This window comes from Streptomyces sp. NPDC127119 (assembly GCF_042677425.1).
Lineage (GTDB): Bacteria > Actinomycetota > Actinomycetes > Streptomycetales > Streptomycetaceae > Streptomyces.
Map to the genome: position 1 here is coordinate 28,209 of NZ_JBHXTO010000078.1, position 16,473 is coordinate 44,681.

Annotated in this window: 15 protein-coding genes and 1 pseudogene; 9 read left to right on the forward strand and 7 right to left on the reverse strand. The window is 71.2% G+C overall.

Translation table 11 applies throughout. The features are described from left to right. Nucleotides 1-20 precede the first annotated feature (20 nt). Nucleotides 21-806: pseudogene (locus ACFVH5_RS27865) on the reverse strand (RNA polymerase sigma factor SigF); the annotation flags it as partial. Between the two features lie 376 nt (nucleotides 807-1,182). Between ACFVH5_RS27865 and ACFVH5_RS27870 the strand changes: the two are divergent. The 5 genes from ACFVH5_RS27870 (at nucleotide 1,183) to ACFVH5_RS27890 (ending at nucleotide 4,232) form a co-directional block, all read left to right on the forward strand. Then, entirely contained in the window at nucleotides 1,183-1,542 is a 360-nt protein-coding gene (locus tag ACFVH5_RS27870) for a DUF6479 family protein (RefSeq protein WP_385836483.1), read from the forward strand. A 163-nt stretch (nucleotides 1,543-1,705) separates the two neighbouring features. Next, entirely contained in the window at nucleotides 1,706-2,074 is a 369-nt protein-coding gene (locus ACFVH5_RS27875; RefSeq protein ID WP_385836484.1) for a VOC family protein, read from the forward strand. 139 nt (nucleotides 2,075-2,213) lie between these two features. Further along, a complete protein-coding gene (locus ACFVH5_RS27880; RefSeq protein ID WP_385836485.1) occupies nucleotides 2,214-3,215 on the forward strand; it encodes an iron-containing redox enzyme family protein in 1,002 nt (333 codons plus the stop codon). Between the two features lie 83 nt (nucleotides 3,216-3,298). Then, nucleotides 3,299-3,523 (forward strand): CDGSH iron-sulfur domain-containing protein, encoded by a 225-nt coding sequence (locus ACFVH5_RS27885; RefSeq protein ID WP_385836486.1) that lies wholly within the window; start codon nucleotides 3,299-3,301, stop codon nucleotides 3,521-3,523. Between the two features lie 82 nt (nucleotides 3,524-3,605). Beyond that, nucleotides 3,606-4,232: an alpha-ketoglutarate-dependent dioxygenase AlkB gene (locus ACFVH5_RS27890; RefSeq protein ID WP_385836488.1), complete on the forward strand. Its 627-nt coding sequence runs from the start codon at nucleotides 3,606-3,608 to the stop codon at nucleotides 4,230-4,232. A 54-nt stretch (nucleotides 4,233-4,286) separates the two neighbouring features. Here ACFVH5_RS27890 and ACFVH5_RS27895 read toward each other — a convergent pair whose 3' ends face one another. Both ACFVH5_RS27895 and ACFVH5_RS27900 read right to left on the reverse strand, forming a co-directional pair. After that, nucleotides 4,287-4,709, reverse strand: coding sequence for a DUF6114 domain-containing protein (locus ACFVH5_RS27895; RefSeq protein ID WP_385836489.1), 423 nt, complete (start codon nucleotides 4,707-4,709; stop codon nucleotides 4,287-4,289). Further along, complete coding sequence (locus ACFVH5_RS27900; protein WP_385836490.1) at nucleotides 4,709-5,401, reverse strand: DUF6230 family protein; 693 nt, start codon at nucleotides 5,399-5,401, stop codon at nucleotides 4,709-4,711. The genes ACFVH5_RS27895 and ACFVH5_RS27900 overlap by 1 nt, the downstream gene beginning before the upstream one ends. A 657-nt stretch (nucleotides 5,402-6,058) precedes the next feature. On the opposite strand from ACFVH5_RS27900, the gene ACFVH5_RS27905 reads away from it, so the two are divergent. Further along, the gene (locus ACFVH5_RS27905) at nucleotides 6,059-6,724 is read left to right on the forward strand and encodes a Tat pathway signal sequence domain protein (protein WP_385836491.1); all 666 of its coding nucleotides are present in this window, start codon (nucleotides 6,059-6,061) and stop codon (nucleotides 6,722-6,724) included. An 85-nt stretch (nucleotides 6,725-6,809) separates the two neighbouring features. On the opposite strand, the gene chvE is transcribed toward ACFVH5_RS27905, so the two are convergent. The 3 genes from chvE to ACFVH5_RS27920 all read right to left on the reverse strand — a co-directional run bounded on the left by chvE (nucleotide 6,810) and on the right by ACFVH5_RS27920 (nucleotide 13,167). Next, on the reverse strand, nucleotides 6,810-7,907 hold the full coding sequence (gene chvE, locus ACFVH5_RS27910) for a multiple monosaccharide ABC transporter substrate-binding protein (protein WP_385836492.1): 1,098 nt from the start codon (nucleotides 7,905-7,907) through the stop codon (nucleotides 6,810-6,812). Between the two features lie 765 nt (nucleotides 7,908-8,672). Next, nucleotides 8,673-11,864, reverse strand: coding sequence for an amidohydrolase family protein (locus ACFVH5_RS27915; protein ID WP_385836493.1), 3,192 nt, complete (start codon nucleotides 11,862-11,864; stop codon nucleotides 8,673-8,675). 79 nt (nucleotides 11,865-11,943) lie between these two features. After that, the gene (locus tag ACFVH5_RS27920) at nucleotides 11,944-13,167 is read right to left on the reverse strand and encodes an FAD-dependent monooxygenase (RefSeq protein ID WP_385836494.1); all 1,224 of its coding nucleotides are present in this window, start codon (nucleotides 13,165-13,167) and stop codon (nucleotides 11,944-11,946) included. A gap of 179 nt (nucleotides 13,168-13,346) precedes the next feature. Here ACFVH5_RS27920 and ACFVH5_RS27925 point away from each other — a divergent pair, with 179 nt between their 5' ends. Both ACFVH5_RS27925 and ACFVH5_RS27930 read left to right on the forward strand, forming a co-directional pair. After that, complete coding sequence (locus ACFVH5_RS27925; protein WP_384813769.1) at nucleotides 13,347-13,670, forward strand: hypothetical protein; 324 nt, start codon at nucleotides 13,347-13,349, stop codon at nucleotides 13,668-13,670. 13 nt (nucleotides 13,671-13,683) lie between these two features. Beyond that, on the forward strand, nucleotides 13,684-14,430 hold the full coding sequence (locus ACFVH5_RS27930) for an MBL fold metallo-hydrolase (RefSeq protein ID WP_385836495.1): 747 nt from the start codon (nucleotides 13,684-13,686) through the stop codon (nucleotides 14,428-14,430). A 79-nt stretch (nucleotides 14,431-14,509) separates the two neighbouring features. On the opposite strand, the gene ACFVH5_RS27935 is transcribed toward ACFVH5_RS27930, so the two are convergent. Next, complete coding sequence (locus ACFVH5_RS27935) at nucleotides 14,510-14,893, reverse strand: MerR family transcriptional regulator (protein WP_385836496.1); 384 nt, start codon at nucleotides 14,891-14,893, stop codon at nucleotides 14,510-14,512. 64 nt (nucleotides 14,894-14,957) lie between these two features. Between ACFVH5_RS27935 and ACFVH5_RS27940 the strand changes: the two genes are divergently transcribed. Beyond that, a complete protein-coding gene (locus tag ACFVH5_RS27940) occupies nucleotides 14,958-16,181 on the forward strand; it encodes an MFS transporter (protein WP_385836497.1) in 1,224 nt (407 codons plus the stop codon). The last annotated feature ends 292 nt before the right edge of the window (nucleotides 16,182-16,473 follow it).

Sequence of the window (16,473 nt, forward strand, 5' to 3'; positions counted from 1 at the left end):
CCCTCGTCGTCGTGCTCCTGATCGGCGAGCGCCTCGTCGCGCACCTTGGCGCAGCAGCCGCTGAGCAGCCGGGAGACATGCATCTGCGAGATGCCCAGATGTTCCGCGATGCGCCCCTGGGTCATGCCCCTGAAGAAGCGCAGATAGAGGATGGTCCGCTCGCGCTCGGGGAGCGCCGCGATACAGGGCTTCACCGCCTCGCGGTCGACGACCAGATCGAAACCGGTGTCGGACTCACCGAGGGCGTCCCCCAGCGCGCAACCGTCGTCGCTGCCGGGCAGTTCGGCGTCGAGGGACAGGGCGGTGAAGCTGTCGAGGGCTTCGAATCCGGCCCGTACGTCGTCCTCGGTCATCTGCGCGTGCGCGGCGATCTCGGCGATGGTCGGCCTGCGGCCCGGGATGGTCTGCGACAGGTCCTTCGCGGCGGCGCGGACCCGGTTGCGCAGATCCTGGACGCGCCGCGGGACGTGCAGAACCCACATGTGGTCGCGGAAGTGGCGCTTGATCTCACCGGTGATGGTCGGGATGGCGTAGCTCTCGAATGCGTTGCCGCGCGCGGGGTCGTAGCGGTCGACGGCCTTGACGAGGCCCAGCGCCGCCACCTGGGCGAGATCCTCGGTGGACTCACCTCTCCCCCGGTACCGCATGGCGATCCTGTTCGCCATGGGCAGCCAGTCCCGCACCAGGTCGTCGCGCAGGGCTTGCCGGTCGGCCCCTTCGGGGAGGGCGGCGAGCCGTTCGAAGGCCGCGGCCGTGTCGGGGGCGTCGTCATGGGGATGCTGCTTCGTCCTGACGGTGATTGGCATGCTGCGTGCATCTCCCTCAGAGGGTGCTCACGGAAACAGTCACCGTGGGAGGGCGCAGAAACGTGCCCGGCCGGGACACAACCGAGGTCTGGCTCACCAGCTCCCGCGGACGTGCCTCCAGTCCGAAGCACTATGCATATTTTCCCCCGAAGCGGACATCTCCAAACTATTCATTTCATAACACCCCTTTACGAATCTCGCTGGTCGGGCGAATTAACGCCACAACGACCCTTTTCGACCGGTTCGACGCGGTGGCGAACAGGACTTCGGGGAACCAACCGCCCGGGAGCCCCTTCTCGTGCCGGTCCGGGACGAAAAGCGGGGCCGCCACGGGGAAACCCCTGTTTCGGCTGGTGGCACAGGGTACTCGGGAGAAATGGACTTCAATGCGACACCCCTGGCCGCTTCCGGCGCCGCCGTGGGCGGGATCGTGCCGTTCCTGATCGGCGTCATCCTCGTCGGCGGCCTGATCTGGGCCGTGGTGTGGGGCCGTCGACAGCGCTCCCGCCAGCCCGCACCGCCCCGCCCGGAGGAGCAGCCCCGGCTTCCCGACTCCGGGCCCGTCGGGCCGGTGACCGAGCGACGCGAGCCCGACGAGTTCGGCAAGGGCCAGGACCGGCTGACCCCGCACCAGCTGGGCGGCGGCTCCTCGCACCGCGCGGCCGACCAGGAACGCCCCACCTGGAGCGACAACGACAGCGGCGGCTTCGGCAGCGGGGACTCCGGGCGCACCTGACCCGCCGCCACCCCTGCCTTCACACCCGCACACAGCACGCATGCACGTGCGTGCGCAGGCACGTACACATACACGTACGCAGACCCAGCGCGCCGGACGGCGAAAAGGCCACCCGAATCCCCCAGATCCCCCGGATCCCACGAACATCTGCTTCACTCGGCGCATGCTGAGGATCGGGTCCGTTGTACTGGGTGTGTCGGACGTCCGGCGCGCTGCCGCGTTCTGGACGCAGGCGCTCGGCTACAAGCCGCGCGAGGAGGCCGAGGACTCCTGGGTGGTACTGGTCCCCGTCGACGGCACCGGCCCCCAGGTGGCCCTCGGCCTGAGCGACACACCGGTGCAGGAGCATCCCCGCGTCCACCTCGACCTGTACGCCGGCGACGCCGCCGACCAGGCCGCCGAGGTCGAGCGGCTGGTGTCCCTGGGCGCTCAGCGGGTCGACTGGGACTCGTATCCCGAGGACCCGGACTTCGTCGTCCTCGCGGACCCCGACGGGAACCGTTTCTGTGTCATCGACACCGGGCGCGACTGATCCGGTGACCGCCGCCTTCCTGACGTGAAACCCGGATCGGGTCCGGGTCGGGTCCCGGGTGGGTCCGGCGGGCGTCCCGAGCGGGCCCGGAGTGAGTCCGCGCAGGTGAGGGGTGCTCGATCACGGGTACCCGGTACGCATGGAACCAGCAGCCGAGCGCCCGTACGCGGAACCGGACCTCCCGCCGAGCCGGGGAGCGATCTCCGCGGCGCTCATCGGATATCTGCGCGGCACGGGACCGCTGCCCGGCGATGCCGTTCTCGCCGGTGCCGAGCCGCTGGGTGACGACCTCCAACTGACGCTCTACCTCTGTTACGAGCTGCACTACCGGGGCTTCGCGGGGGTCGACGGCGCCCGCGAGTGGGACCCCGAGCTGCTGCGGGTCCGCGCGGCGCTGGAGAAGCCGTTCCTGGCGGCCCTGCGCGCCGGGGCGACCCGGCACACCCGCGCGGACGAGGCGCTGGACGAACTGCTCGTGGAACCCGTCGACGGTGAGGGCGTCTCCCATTTCCTGCGGGACGAGGGCGAGCTGTGGCACCTGCGCGAGTACGCCGCCCAGCGCTCGGTCTACCACCTCAAGGAAGCCGATCCGCACGCCTGGGTCCTGCCGCGTCTGTGGGGGCGCGCCAAGGCGGGCATGGCGGCGGTCGAGTTCGACGAGTGGGGAGCCGGGCGGGCCGAGCGCGTGCACGCCCGGCTCTTCGCCGGCCTCATGACCGACCTCGGCCTGGACCCGTCGTACGGGCGCTATCTGGACGCGAGCGGCGCCGAGGCGCTGGCCGTCGTCAATCTGATGTCGCTCTTCGGTCTGCACCGCGAGCTGCGGGGCGCGCTGGTGGGCCACTTCGCCGCGGTGGAGACCACCTCCTCCCCCGGCTCCAGGCGGCTCGCGAGCGCGATGCGGCGCACCGGGGCGGGCCCGGCCGCCGAGCACTTCTACGCCGAGCACGTCGAGGCGGACGCGGTGCACGAGCAGGTCGTACGCCGTGAGGTCGTCGCAGGACTGCTGGAGGAGGAACCGCATCTGGACGCCGACGTCGCCTTCGGAGTCGAGGCCACCGGTTGGGTCGAGGACCGGCTCGCGGACCGCCTGCTGGAGGCCTGGCGCTCCGACCGGTCCTCGTTGCGCACCGCCCTGTGACCACCGCGGGACGGCCCCTTCCGAGCGCCCGCAGCAGCTCGTCCAGAGAGCCGAGAGAGCCGAGAGAGAGGCGGTGAACGGCCATGCCGGAGAGCCCCGCCGGACGCCCGCGCCGGATCGTCGCCCGCCGCGAGGGCCCCATGCTCGTCGAGGGGCCGGTCGAGGTCGTCCTGGAGGACGGCACGACCGTGACCTCCGACCGCTTCTGCGTCGCCCTGTGCACCTGCCGGCGCAGCCGTGTCTTCCCCTGGTGCGACACCAGCCACCGCCGCCATGCACCGGCCGCGCATCCTGACGCCGATCACTGAGCGAAGCACGCCCCCCGGGGCCCGACCAGCCCGTCACCACGCGATTAGTACACACATTCGAATAGCGAGGTAGCCTGGAGGCATGTCCACGCACCTTCAGGGATCACTGTTCGACCAGAGCGACGCCATCCGCCTCGGCCCGCTCACCGGGCTGCGCCGGACCGTGCTCGGCGACGGGGCGTGGATCGACCTGCTGCCCGGCTGGCTCCACGGGGCGGACCCGCTCTTCGCCCGGCTCGCCGAGGAGGTCCCCTGGCGGGCGGAACGGCGACAGATGTATGAGCAAGTGGTGGCCGTACCGCGACTGCTGGCGTTCTACCGTGCGGAGCACCCGCTGCCGCATCCCGTGCTGGACGAGGCGCGGGACGCCCTGTCCGGCCACTACGCGGACGAGCTGGGGGAACCGTTCTCCACGGCCGGGCTCTGCTACTACCGGGACGGCCGGGACAGCGTGGCCTGGCACGGGGACCGGACGGGGCGCGGCGCGCACCGGGACACGATGGTCGCGATCGTCTCCGTGGGAGCCCCGCGGGATCTCCTCCTGCGGCCCCGGCGCGGCGGCGGCACTCTGCGGCGCTCGCTCGGGCACGGCGACCTGATCGTGATGGGCGGCTCCTGCCAGCGCACCTGGGAGCACGCCGTCCCCAAGAGCGCGCGGGTGGTGGGCCCCCGCGTCAGCATCCAGTTCCGGCCGCACGGCGTGCAGTGAGCAGGACGATGCCGGGACCGCGGGGGCGCCGCTTCTGCGGGCGCCCCCGACGCGTCACGGACGGCCCACCGACTCCATCGGCTGCGCCGGCTTCGCCGGTGCCCGATGGCGGCGGAACCACGTGCGGGGACGGCGCGGCTCCTGGTCCGGCAGCCAGCCGAAGGCGAGGCAGCTGCCGACGACACCGAGGAGGAGACCGATGAGGAATCCGCCCAGGTTCGAGGTGATCCAGGAGCCCAGGGAGAACAGGACGCCGAGGATCGAGTAGAAGAGCCGCTGCGCGGGGTTGAAGAGGATCAGCAGTCCGCAGATCACCATCAGGACCGGCAGGAGATAGCCGGCCAGACCCTGCATGCCGATGTGCATGACGACCTTCAGCGACGCCTTCTGCGTGAGGAGGATCTCCGCCCCGCCCAGGGTGAGCAGCAGCCCGCCCAGGAACGGGCGGTCCGCCCGCCAGCGCCGGAAGGCGGCCATCAGCAGCCCTTGTCGCTGAAGCTCAGCTTCAGACCGGGAAGCTTGAACACCGCCGCCGTGGTGGCGTAGTTGGTCTGCCGCAGGTTGCCGATGTGGACGGTGTCGGCCTGCTGGCTGAAGACGCCCTTCGGGCCGCGCGTGTGGGACTTGTCGAGCGTGCTGGCGTCGTTGCCGATCTCGATGTTGTCGAAGGACGCGTTGCCCGACAGTTCGGTGGAGTCGGTGGTGAGGTTGGTCGCGGAGACCTTCTGCGACCCCTCCCCGGCCCTGATGAGCAGGTTGGTGCCGCCGAGGTCGACGCTCTGGCAGAGCTTCTCCAGGGTCGCCTTCTTGATCGCGGAGACCACCACGAGGACCTGGCCGCCGGTGTCGCCCTCGTTCGGGCTGCCCTCGGCCATCTGGTCGAGGCCGCCGAACTGGGCGAAGCCCTCGCCGTCGAGGTTGGTCGCGGTGACCGTGAACGGCATTCCGGAGATCGCGAACTGCACACCCAGGGCACCCTGGGCGGTGAGGATCATGAGACCCGCGGCGATCACGGTGGCGGGAACCGCCATCACCGCGGCGCGGCGCGGACGGACCCGCCCACGTCTTGCGGGGCTTGCGGGCGTCTTTGCCGTGGAACCGCTTTCCGGCACTTCGGAGGGCTCGGGGGTGGAACCGGCGGACGAGCTGGCGTCCGAGGACGAGGCCATATTTCTGCTCCCAGGGGCATGGTCAACGCTAGGCAGGGCTTCGGGCGGCACGTTGTCCTGGCACGGACAGCGGATGCGGCGCACGTCTCCCCACAACTCCCGGCGGGTGCAAGGGCTTTCACGTTACGCAGCAGTAGCCGCGACGGAAGTTACCCGCGGTAAGCAGGGAGGGTCAAGCACCTTGTGCAAAAAGGAAGTCGGAGATGTGGCGAAGCGATGGAGGGCAGCTGATTGAACGTCAACTTCCCTACTGCGTCTTGACGTTGAACATCGTTCAGGTCTACAACTCTCCCTGGCTGCGCATGGATCCGTGGCGCCGGATCCGATCGACGGCGTACGCCGTTCCCGGGCTTCATCCCGTTCGCACGGCACCGCATCCCGTTGCACGGCGCTCCGGACCGCCACTCGGCCGCCCGAGCGCCTTTCGCGGACCGACCAGCTGCGCGCTCCGCGTTCACCCCGCCATGGCACCGGCACGGCCACTTCCCCCCTGGGCCGCGTCCGGCCGCCCTGACCGCCGGTCGGTGCCGGAGGCCGTCCTTCGACGCCTCCGGCCGGCCTCCCGGCAGCCGCGGTGGGCCCGTCGGGTTCGGAGTAGGGGCTACGGGCCGGCGGCGGCCACCTCTCCCACCCCACTCCCGAAAACGAGGCACCCGCATGCGTACTCGGACTTCCCTCACCCTGGCCGCCGCCGTCACGGCCCTCGCCCTCTCGGCGGCCGGCCCGGCCTCCGCGGCCGACGGCTCGGTCCTGACCACCGGCGGCGCCGGCGGAACGGCCGTCGCCGTCGGAGACGTGCTCAGCGCGTCCCTGGCCACCGGCACGAACGCCACGCTCTACTCCAGCGCCACCGGCACGAGCGGCATCTCCTGCTCGTCGTCGGCCTTCGTCGCCACGGTGGTCGACAACCCGGCCGCGCCCGGCACGGCCACCGAGTCGGTCACCAGCCACACCTTCGACAGCGCGAGTTGCTCCAGCAACGTGATCGGCGTCCTCGGTGTCACCAGCATCAAGGTCGACAACCTGCCGTACACCACCGCCGTGACCTCCGGCGGCTCCCTCACCATCACCCCGGCCGCCGGTTCGTCCATCCAGACAACCGCCGTGCTGCGTACGCTGCTCGGCAGCATCACCTGTGTCTACCGGGCGCCCAGCCTGTCGGGCACGGCCAACAACGCCGACAACAGCATCTCGTTCACGAACCAGCAGTTCACGAAGTTCTCGGGCTCGTCGCTGTGCTTCAGCAACGGCTTCTTCACGGCCAAGTACGCCCCGGTCACCGACACCACGCAGAGTGGCAGCCCGACGGTCCACGTCAACTGACACCGGCCGGCGGCCCTACGCACGGGTGCGGGGCAGGGAGACGGATCTCCCTGCCCCGCACCCGTGCGCGCACCGCTTGCGCGACCTACTTCAGGTCCTTCTCCTCGATGTAGCCCGAGTCGACGAGCACCTGCTTGTAGTTGGCCTTGTCCACGCTCACCGGCTCCAGGAGGTACGCCGGCACGACCTTCTTGCCGTTGTTGTACGTCCTGGTGTCGTTGAGCGCCGGCTTCGTCCCGTGGACCATGGAGTTGACCATGTAGGCGGTCACCAGCGCCAGCTCGCGGGTGTCCTTGTAGACGGTCTGCGACTGCTCGCTGTCCATGATCGACTTGATCGAGGGCACCTCGGCGTCCTGGCCCGTGACGAGGGGCAGCGGCTTGGCGGCGGTGCCGTAGCCGTGCGCCTTCAGCGCCTTGATGATGCCGAGCGACATGCCGTCGTACGGGGAGAGGACGGCGTCGATGCTCTGGTCGGCGTACTCCGCGTCGAGCAGCTTGTTCATGCGCTTCTCCGCCGTGGGGCCGTCCCAGCGCAGGGTGGTGACTTCCTTGAGCTCGGTCTCCCCGGATCTGACGATCAGGTCGCCGCTCTGGATGTACGGCTCCAGGACCTCCATGGCGGCCTCGTAGAAGTACTTGGTGTTGTTGTCGTCGGGGGAACCCGCGAAGAGCTCGACGGTGAACGGGCCCTTGCCGCTGCCGTTGACGAGCCCGAGGCCCTCCGAGATGTAGTCGGCCTGCAGGGTGCCGACCTTCACGTTGTCGAAGGTCGCGTAGTAGTCGACGTTCGGGCTGCCGAGGATCAGCCGGTCGTAGGAGATCACCGGCACGTTGGCCGATTTCGCCTTCTCCAGGACGTCGGTGAACACCTTGCCGTCGACCGAGGCTATGACCAGCGCGTCGACGCCGCTGTCGATCATGGCCTCGACCTGTGCGACCTGGTTCTTCGGGTCGTTGTCGGCGTACTTGAGGGTGGTGGTGTAGCCGAACCCCTTGAGCTCGTCGACCATGTTCTGGCCGTCGTTGATCCACCGCTGGGACGTCTTCGTGGGCATGGCGATACCCACGGACGCGGCCTTTCCGTCGCTCCCGCTGTCGGATCCCTCGCCACAGCCGGCGAGAGAAAGGGACAGGACCGTCGAAAGGGCCGCAGCTACGGTGGTGCGGGCGCGCATGCTCATTGTTCCTCACTGGATGAAAGGCAGTCGGCGGATCTCGGCGGCCGGCTGTGCACCTGAGGGCGTCCGATCCCGGCCGGACCGGCAGGTCCTGTTGGAGCCGTCCGCGGCGCACGGTTCCTGGCGGAGTCCGTGGTGCGTTCTTTCGGTGCCGAGTTCGAGCCGAGGCTGCCCTGACGGGGTTCGGGACGCCCTGTCTGACGGACCGCACTGCACGTACGGACCGACGGAGGACGCCAAGGTTGATCGGTGCCCGGCCGCGTGGAGCCTTCCGGGGGTGGACTGGTTCACCGGGTTGCGGTGAGGGGTGGAACGTCAGACCGGACGGTATGTCTCTCGCGTTGGGGCTCTGCTGAACCCGCACACGAGCAGGCCGGGATGACCGGCCCCCCACGTGCGCGGACTCGAACGTGGGGTGCGCGGGGCAGCGTATCCCGCCGTGGGGTCACTGTGGCGCTCTTTGGTCACATTAGTTGCGCCGGCGCACGATCAGTGCTGTCAAGGCGCGTGACGCTTGGTGCGTTTTACGGACGATCCCGCTCCAACCGCCGCGCCACGGCTACGCGTTGTCCGGTCGCTCAAACGCCACGTGTCCGGATGTTGCCGCGAGGGCGCACGTGACCGCGGGGGCGTGCGCCGGAGCCGGCGCCGAGCGCGGGCATCACAACTCGTTCGAATGGCTTGGCCTGCCGTTCGACACAGAGCGGGACAGTCGGATCGATGACGGACATTCACACCGGATCGCGGTCCTGAGCCGACGGGCCTGCCTCAGGAGCCCGCGTCGCAGCACCCCTCAAGTCGCATCAGCCGTCCGGCCTCCAGCCAGTCCACCTCTTGCGCCGCACGACGGTTGGCGGGCGCGGACACGGGCTCGTACGCGGCCACGAGGTCGTCGGTCGTGTACGGGACCCCGCCCCGGAGCACGGCGACCGTACGGACGAGGGTGTCGAAGTCGGTGAAGGGGTCGCCGTCCACCACGGTCAGGTCGGCGAGCCTGCCCGGCCGGACCGTGCCGAGGTCGCCTTCGAGGCCGAAGAGCCGCGCGGGCAGCACGGTGACCGTCCGCAGGGCCTCGGCCGGGGACAGGCCGCCCCGGTGCAGGGCGCGCAGGCCGAGGTGGAGGGAGAGGCCGACCGGCACGAGCGGCTGGTCGGTGCCGAGGGCGACGAGTCCGCCCGCGGCCAGGATCCGCCGGTAGATGTCGGTCTCCGTGCGCAGGGTGGCGAGTTGGGCCGCGGTCGGCGGGACGGTCGCCCCCTGCTGGACGAGCGTGCTGTCCCAGGGCGGCATGACGGCGGTCACCCTGGGGTCGTCCGCCAGCCCAGGGTCCGCGCCGAGCAGGGGCGCGGAGGTGAAGGGGGTGGCGATGAGTCCGAAGTCGACGCCCCGGGCGGTGTAGATCTCCAGCAGATCCTGGTAGGCATGCCCCGTCGAGGTGGTCGCATGGCCGAACTCGTAGCGCTGGGTGGCCTGCAGATGGGTCGTCAGGTCCTGGCCCAACTGGACTCCGGGCGAGAGCAGATGACTGCCCGAGCGCACACCGAGCCGCTCGTGCCCGAACCGAGCCGCCTCCTCCATCACCCAACCGGGCGCCCGCACATAGGTTTTGACGAAGTCCCAGTCCAGCGCCGCGCCCCGCTCCAGCGAGCGCCGCAGCCCGTCCCTCGTACGGTGGGCGCGACCCATGCTGTAGGCGACCCGGGAGCCGTCAAGGAGTTCGCCGGTGGTGAGCAGCCTGGGCCCGGCGAGCTGACCGGCTGTCACTGCTTCGCGGATACGCGCCTGTTCGTGGGCGAAACCGCCGAGGGACACGGCGGTGGTGATGCCGTACGTGAGCTGGCCGACCGTCTGGCGGCCTCCGTAGGTGGCCTGCCAGGGGTGGGTGTGCGTGTCCCACAGTCCGGGGACGACGGTCTTGGCCGACGCGTCGATACCGGTCGTCGCCGCGCGTCTGCGGTGCGGCTCGACGGCGGTGACACGTCCGCCGCGGACGACGATGTCGACGTCCTCCCGTACGGACTCGCCCGTGCCGTCCCAGAGCCGCCCGGCGTGCACCACGGTGTCGGCGGGCACGGGGCTGCGCCGGTCCAGCGGCACCCGGACGGTACGGGCCGGTCCGCCACCGACGCCGATCAGCCGCAGTGCGGCTCCGGAGAGGTACAGCAGGGTCCTCGAGTCGCCGGACCAGGAGGGGTGGTCGGCCGGTTCGGTGGTGAGGGTGCGCAGGGCGCCGCGCGGGGTGCCGTCCGGCGTGACGGGCAGCAGGCAGAGCGCCGATTCGACGATCACCGCCATCCAGCGGCCGTCCGGCGACCAGACGGGGCCCGAGTCGTACCGGTCGGCGATCGACACATGCGGTGCCACCGCGTGCAGCCGGTCCCTCCCGGTCGTGGTGTCGACGACCCGGACGAGGTTGTAGCCCTCCCGGAAGCGGAGGTTGAGCCGGTTGCGGTCGCAGAACGCCACGTACCGGCCGTCGGGCGACCAGCTGGGCCGGCCGGGCAGCCCTCCCGCGCCGAGCGGGTTCGCGAGCACCTTCTCCGTGCCGCCTCCGAGGTCAAGGACGACGAGCCGGCCGGTCAGGTCCAGGCAGGCGAGATGTGTCCCGTCGGGCGAGAGCGCGGGATGGACCCGTCCGCCGGTCGCGAGGGCGCTCTCCTCGCCGGTGGCCGGATCCAGCCGGTACACACCGAGCAGACCGTCCCGGTCGTCCGCGTACAGCAGCGCACGTCCGTCCCGCGACCACGAGGGCCCGAGCAGATACTCCGTGGCCGCCGCCCGGCGCAGCCGCTTCGGCGCCGCGCCTCCCGAACTGTTCGCCAGCCAGAGCGAGTTGAGCGCGGCGAAGGCGATGTGCCGTCCGTCGGGCGAGAGCGCGGGCAGATGGATACCCCGCACCGGCCGGGCCCGCCCCTCCCCCAGGTCGTACTCCTTGACCTCGTAGCGCGGCCGGTCCACGGGCAGCACCCCCTCGAAGGGGACGGTGTCCGCCTCCGACGGCTTCTCCGGCCGTACGAGGGTGAAGTCGCCGTCGACGGTGAGCAGCAGCTCGCCCGCCGGTGTCCAGCGCGGCGGTACCGGCGCGACGTCCCCTGCGACGGCGACGGGTTCGCCGTCGACGACGAGCGTGCAGGAGCCGTTGGGGGCCGCGGTGGTCCGCAGATAGGCCAGCCGGCGGCCGTCCGGTGCCAGGGCGGGAGTCATGAGCTGGGCGGTCGTGGTGTCGGTGTGCTCCACCACGACCGGGCCTGTGCCGGAGGCGGGGACGGCGGCGACGGTCCGGGCGTCGAGTCCCACGCCGTTGGCGGTGGTGACACCCTTCGCGCGCACGAACAGGATGCGCTCCCCGTCCGGCGACCAGGTGGGGTCGAAGTCCTCCCAGGCCCCGTCCTGCACGGGGCCGGTCTGGCCGGGCAGCCCCGTCACCCGGCGGATGCCGCCGGTACGCAGGTCCAGCACATGGATGCGGTACGGGCTGCCGGCCACCGGGTCGCCGCCGCGCTCGGAGGCGAAGGCGATACGGGTGCCGTCGGGCGACCAGGCCGGGCCGCGGTCGTCGAAGGGCCCGTCGGTGCGCCGGCGTACGTCGGACCCGTCGGGCCGCATCGTCCAGAGGTGGAAGCCGCCGCCCCGGTAGGCGCAGAAGGCGACGAGGCCGCCGTCCGGCGCGTACACGGGCCGGTTCGGTTCGAGGCCCGCCGGGGTGAGCGGGACGGCCCTGCCTCCGGTGCGCGGCAGCGACCACAGGACGTTCTGGATCTCGGCGATCAGCCGGTCCCCGCCGGGCGCGAGGGTCGCCGCACCGTTGGTGGCCCCGGTGAAGGACAGGAAGAGCCCGGTACGCGGCTGCGCGGCGGCGGGTGCGAGGCCGATGGCGGTGACGGCACCGGCGGCACCCGCGGCCGCGAGGAGCCGGCGGCGGGAGAGGGAGAGGGCGGCGTCGCCCGGGTCTCGGTCCATGACTCAGCACGCTCGCGCATCATCCGGCCCGTGGGCAACACCGCCATTCCCGCCAACCGGGTGCCGTGTTGACGACGTGTCAGCTCCTGGTGCCGCTGCCGTGCAGGGTGCGTGCCAGCCTCGGGCCCAGCCAGCGCTTGAGCCTGCGCAGGGATTCGAGCCGCCCGGCCGCCCGGTCGAGCCGGTAGTAGAGCTGCGGCGGCACGTACGGCAGCAGCGGCGAGTGCCGCTGGCCGAGGAGCGCGAACATCTGCGCCGGAGGCAGGTCGATGTACCGCGGCAGGTTCTCGTACCACTGGGCGCTGTGGCGGGCCGCGCTCTGCACGGACAGCAGCTCGGCCTTGCGCACCTTCTCGTACGCGGCCAGGGCCGGGGCCAGTTCGGCCTGCCCGGACCCGGTCCGCCCGCCGAGCGCGTCCGCCAGGGCGATGGCGTCCTCCAGGGCGAGGGTGGTGCCCGCGCCGATGGAGTAGTGCGTGGTGTGGGCGGCGTCGCCGAGCAGGACGACGTTCCCGTGGGACCAGGTGCGGTTGGTGACGGTGCGGAAGGTGAGCCACTGCGCGCTGCCGCCCGCGGTCGCCCGTCCGATGAGCCGGTGGCCGTCCAGCAGCTTGACGAAGAGCTCTTCCAGGAGGGCGAGCCCCTCGGCCTCGTCGGCCCGGTCGAGGCCCAGGCCCGTCCAGGTCTCCGGCGAGCACTCGACGACACAGGTGCTGCGGTCGTCACCGAACCCGTAGGCGTAGCACCAGATCCAGCCGTGCGGTGTCTCCACGAAGGCGAAGGTGAACGCCTCGAAGACCTTCGTGGTGCCCAGCCAGATGTAGCGGTTCCGGCCGAACGCGGTCTCGGTGCCGAAGTGGGCGGCGTGGCGCTCGCGCACCCCGCTTCGGACGCCGTCGCAGGCGACGACCAGGTCGGCGTCGGGCAGCGCGGCCCCGTCGGCGACCTCGTCCTCGAACTCGACGCGTACGCCGAGGGAGCGGGCCCGTTCGGTGAGGATGTCCAGCAGCCGTCCGCGTCCGATGCCGAAGCCCTCGTCGCCGTGGTGCGTGGTCGTACGGTCGCCGACGTGCGCCACACCGTCGCTCCAGCGGACCGAGTTCTCCCGCACGGCCCGCGCCGACTCGGGATCACCCGCCTCCAGCTTGTCGAGCAGGCTCGCCCAGTACGTCACCCCCCAGCCGTAGGTCGAGCCGGCGGGGTTCCGTTCATGGACGGTGATCTCGTGGCCCGGGTCCTGGCGCTTCAGCAGGATCGAGAGGTACAAGCCGGCGGGCCCACCGCCGACGCAGGCGATCTTCACGCGCACATCCCACATTCATCAGTCGAGTGTCACTCAAGGTCGTCGATCGACGACAAAGAGTAGGGGTGCGGCGGGCGGCCCCGGGACGCACCGCGCCGTATGCCGGACCGGCCCGACTGTGATGACAGAGTGAACCTGGGCATCCGGACCACAGCACCGGACGCACCTGGGAAGGGCTCATGGACACCAACTTGTGGATTCTGGTCATCGTCGCCGCGGTCGTACTGGCGGCGGCGCTCGCGGGGGCGGTCGTCCTGACCGTCCGCCTGGTCCGCACGCGGCGGAACCTGCGCCGCGCCGGGCTGCCGACGGGCCCGCGCTGGGTCTTCTGGGGAGCGATCGCCTATGTCGTGCTGCCGACCGACCTGATGCCCGACCCGGCCTATTTCGACGACATCGCCGTACTGCTGCTGGCGCTGAGGTCGATGCGCGCTTCGTCCGCCCCGCTGCGCCGGGACAGCCGCGAGTCTGCTTGGCTGGCCCCGTCAGACAAGGACCTCTAGGGTCGGGACGATCATGCAGGCAGACATCCGTCAAGTCGCCGACGGCATCCATCTCGTGCACGGCAGCAACACCAACTGGGTGATCCTCACCGAGGGGGACGCCGTCACCCTCGTGGACACGGGCTACCCCGGTGACCGCGAGAAGGTGCTCGCGTCCCTGGCCGCCGTGGGCAGTTCACCCGAGGCCGTCACGGCCGTTCTCGTGACGCACGCCCACAACGACCACCTCGGGTCTGCCGAGTACCTGAGCAGCACCTACGGCACGCCCGTCTACACCCATGAGGCCGAAGTCCCGCACGCGCGACGGGACTTCCTCCACCAGGTGTCCGTCGGACAGGTCCTCAAGAACGCCTGGCGGCCCGGTGTGGTGCCGTGGGCCGTGCACGCGCTGCGGTCCGGCGGCACCGCCCACGTGCCGGTCGCCGAGCCGCGCGCGTTCCCCGGTGAGGGGGCGCTCGATCTGCCCGGCCGTCCCGTGCCCGTGCACACCCCCGGGCACACGGCCGGCCACTGCGCCTTCCATCTGCCCGAGGCGGGCGTGGTGATATCGGGCGACGGGCTGGTCAACGGCCACCCCACCTCACGGGTGGCGGGGCCGCAGCTGCTGCCCGTCATGTTCCATCACGACCGGGGCGGCGCGCTGGCCTCGCTCGACGCGTTCGAGGCACTGCCGGGCGACATCCTGCTGCCCGGACACGGTCCCGTGCACCGCGGCTCGGTACGGGAGGCGGCGGGGCGGGCACGGGAACGGGCGGTCTGACGGGCCCTCACCCGAACCCGAAGTGCCGCTCGGAGCAGCCCGGTTCGGCTCTGCTCAGTTCAGCTCAGTTCAGTTCAGTTCAGCTCTGTTGGGCGGCAGGCGGGGCGTCGCCGCGTACCGTCGCGAGGTACGCGGCGATGGCGTCCCGGTTGCGGGCGAGACAGTCGATACGGCGGGTCATGCGGTCGAGTTCGCATTCGAGGGTGGCCAGCATCTCCGGGGTCGGGTCGGGGAAATGGATGGCGCTGGGCTTGTCGAGGCAGGGCAGGATCTGCTTGATGATGCGGGTCGGCAGTCCGGCGTCGAGCAGGCCCCGGATCTGCTGCACCCGGTCCACGAGGTGTTCGTCGTAGGAGCGGTAGCCGTTCGTGCAGCGTTCGGGGGTGATCAGCCCCTGTTCCTCGTAGTAGCGCAGCAGCCGCGGGGGCGTCCCCGTGCGCTTCGACAGCTCTCCGATCCGCATACGACCGACCTCGCGCTTCGCCACTTGACCTTCACACTCATGTGAGGGTTCGAGCATACGCGGCATGACCACTCGGATCACTGGAACCCGTCACTCCGAACCGACCCCTCCACCACCGCGAGTCGCTCGTGACGGCCTGCCCCTCGCCGCTCTGCTGGCCCTGGCCACCGCCGTGTTCGTCACCAGTCTCACCGAGACACTGCCCGCGGGGGTGCTGCCCGCGATGAGCGCCGACCTCGGGGTCGGCGAGTCCGCGATGGGGCAGTCGGTGACCGTCTACGCGGCAGGGACCGCGCTCACCGCGATCCCGCTGTCCGCGGCCACCGCCGGATGGCGGCGCAAGCGCCTGCTGCTGACGGCGACGGCGGGCTTCGCCGTCGCCAACACCGTGACCGCCGTGTCCGCGAACTATCCCCTCACCATGGTGGCGCGGTTCGTCGCCGGGGTGGCCGCGGGGCTGGCCTGGGCTCTGCTCGCGGGGTATGCGCGCGGGCTCGTTCCCGCACGTCTGCAAGGACGGGCGGTCGCCGTGGTGATGACCGGGATTCCCGTCGCGCTGTCGCTGGGGGTGCCTGCGGGGACCTTTCTCGGTGAGACGCTCGGCTGGCGGGTGACGTTCTCGCTCATGACCGTGCTCGCCGTCGTCCTGCTCGGATGGATCGGCGTGGCCGTGCCGGATCTGCCGGGCCGGCGGCGGGAGCGGCGGGTGCCGGTGCTGGGGGCGCTGCGGGTGCCCGGGGTCTCACCGGTGCTGTTCGTCACGCTGGCGTTCGTACTGGCCCACACGATTCTGTACACGTACATCGCCACGTTCCTCGACCGGCTGGGCATGGGTGGGTCGACGGATGTCGTGCTGCTGGTGTTCGGTGCGGCGTCCCTGGTGGGCATCTGGTTCGTGGGGGCGCGGATCGACCGGTGGCTGCGCGCTCTGACGCTCGCGAGCGCACTGCTGGTCGCGACGGCCGCGGCGCTGCTGGCGGTGCCGGCCGACAGCCCCGTACTCGTCTACGCGGCGGCGGCGCTGTGGGGGCTCGGGTGGGGCGGCGCGCCCACGCTGCTGCAGACGGCGGTGGCGGACGCGGGCGGGGACTCCGCGGATGCGGCGCAGGCCCTGCTGGTCACGCTGTGGAACGCGGCGATGGCAGGGGGCGGGGTGGTGGGAGGCGCCCTCCTGAACCGCTTCGGCGCGGGGGCGTTCCCTTGGAGCGCGGGGGTGTTGCTGGTACCGGTGATTGTGGCGGTGGGCGTGGCCCGGGAACACGGCTTCCCGCCCCGGGCGGTGCGGTAGCTGTACGCGTGCGGCCCGGTGGGGGTTGCCCGCGCCCCTTTTGGTTCGTACCCGTCTGCGAACCCGCCGTGGCTGACCGCGCAGTTCCCCGCGCCCCTTGCGGGGAGGGGGCGCCGGATTCATGTTCGGCTGCGGGCGCGTCATGGTTGGCCGCGCCGTTCCTCGCGCCCCTTGCGGGGCGGGGGCTGGGGGTGTGCCTCGCTGCGGGCGCGTCGTGGCTGAGCGCGCCGTTCCCCGCGCCCCTTAAGGCACGGGGCAAAGCTCAGGCCCCCTAAGGGGCGCGGGGAACTGC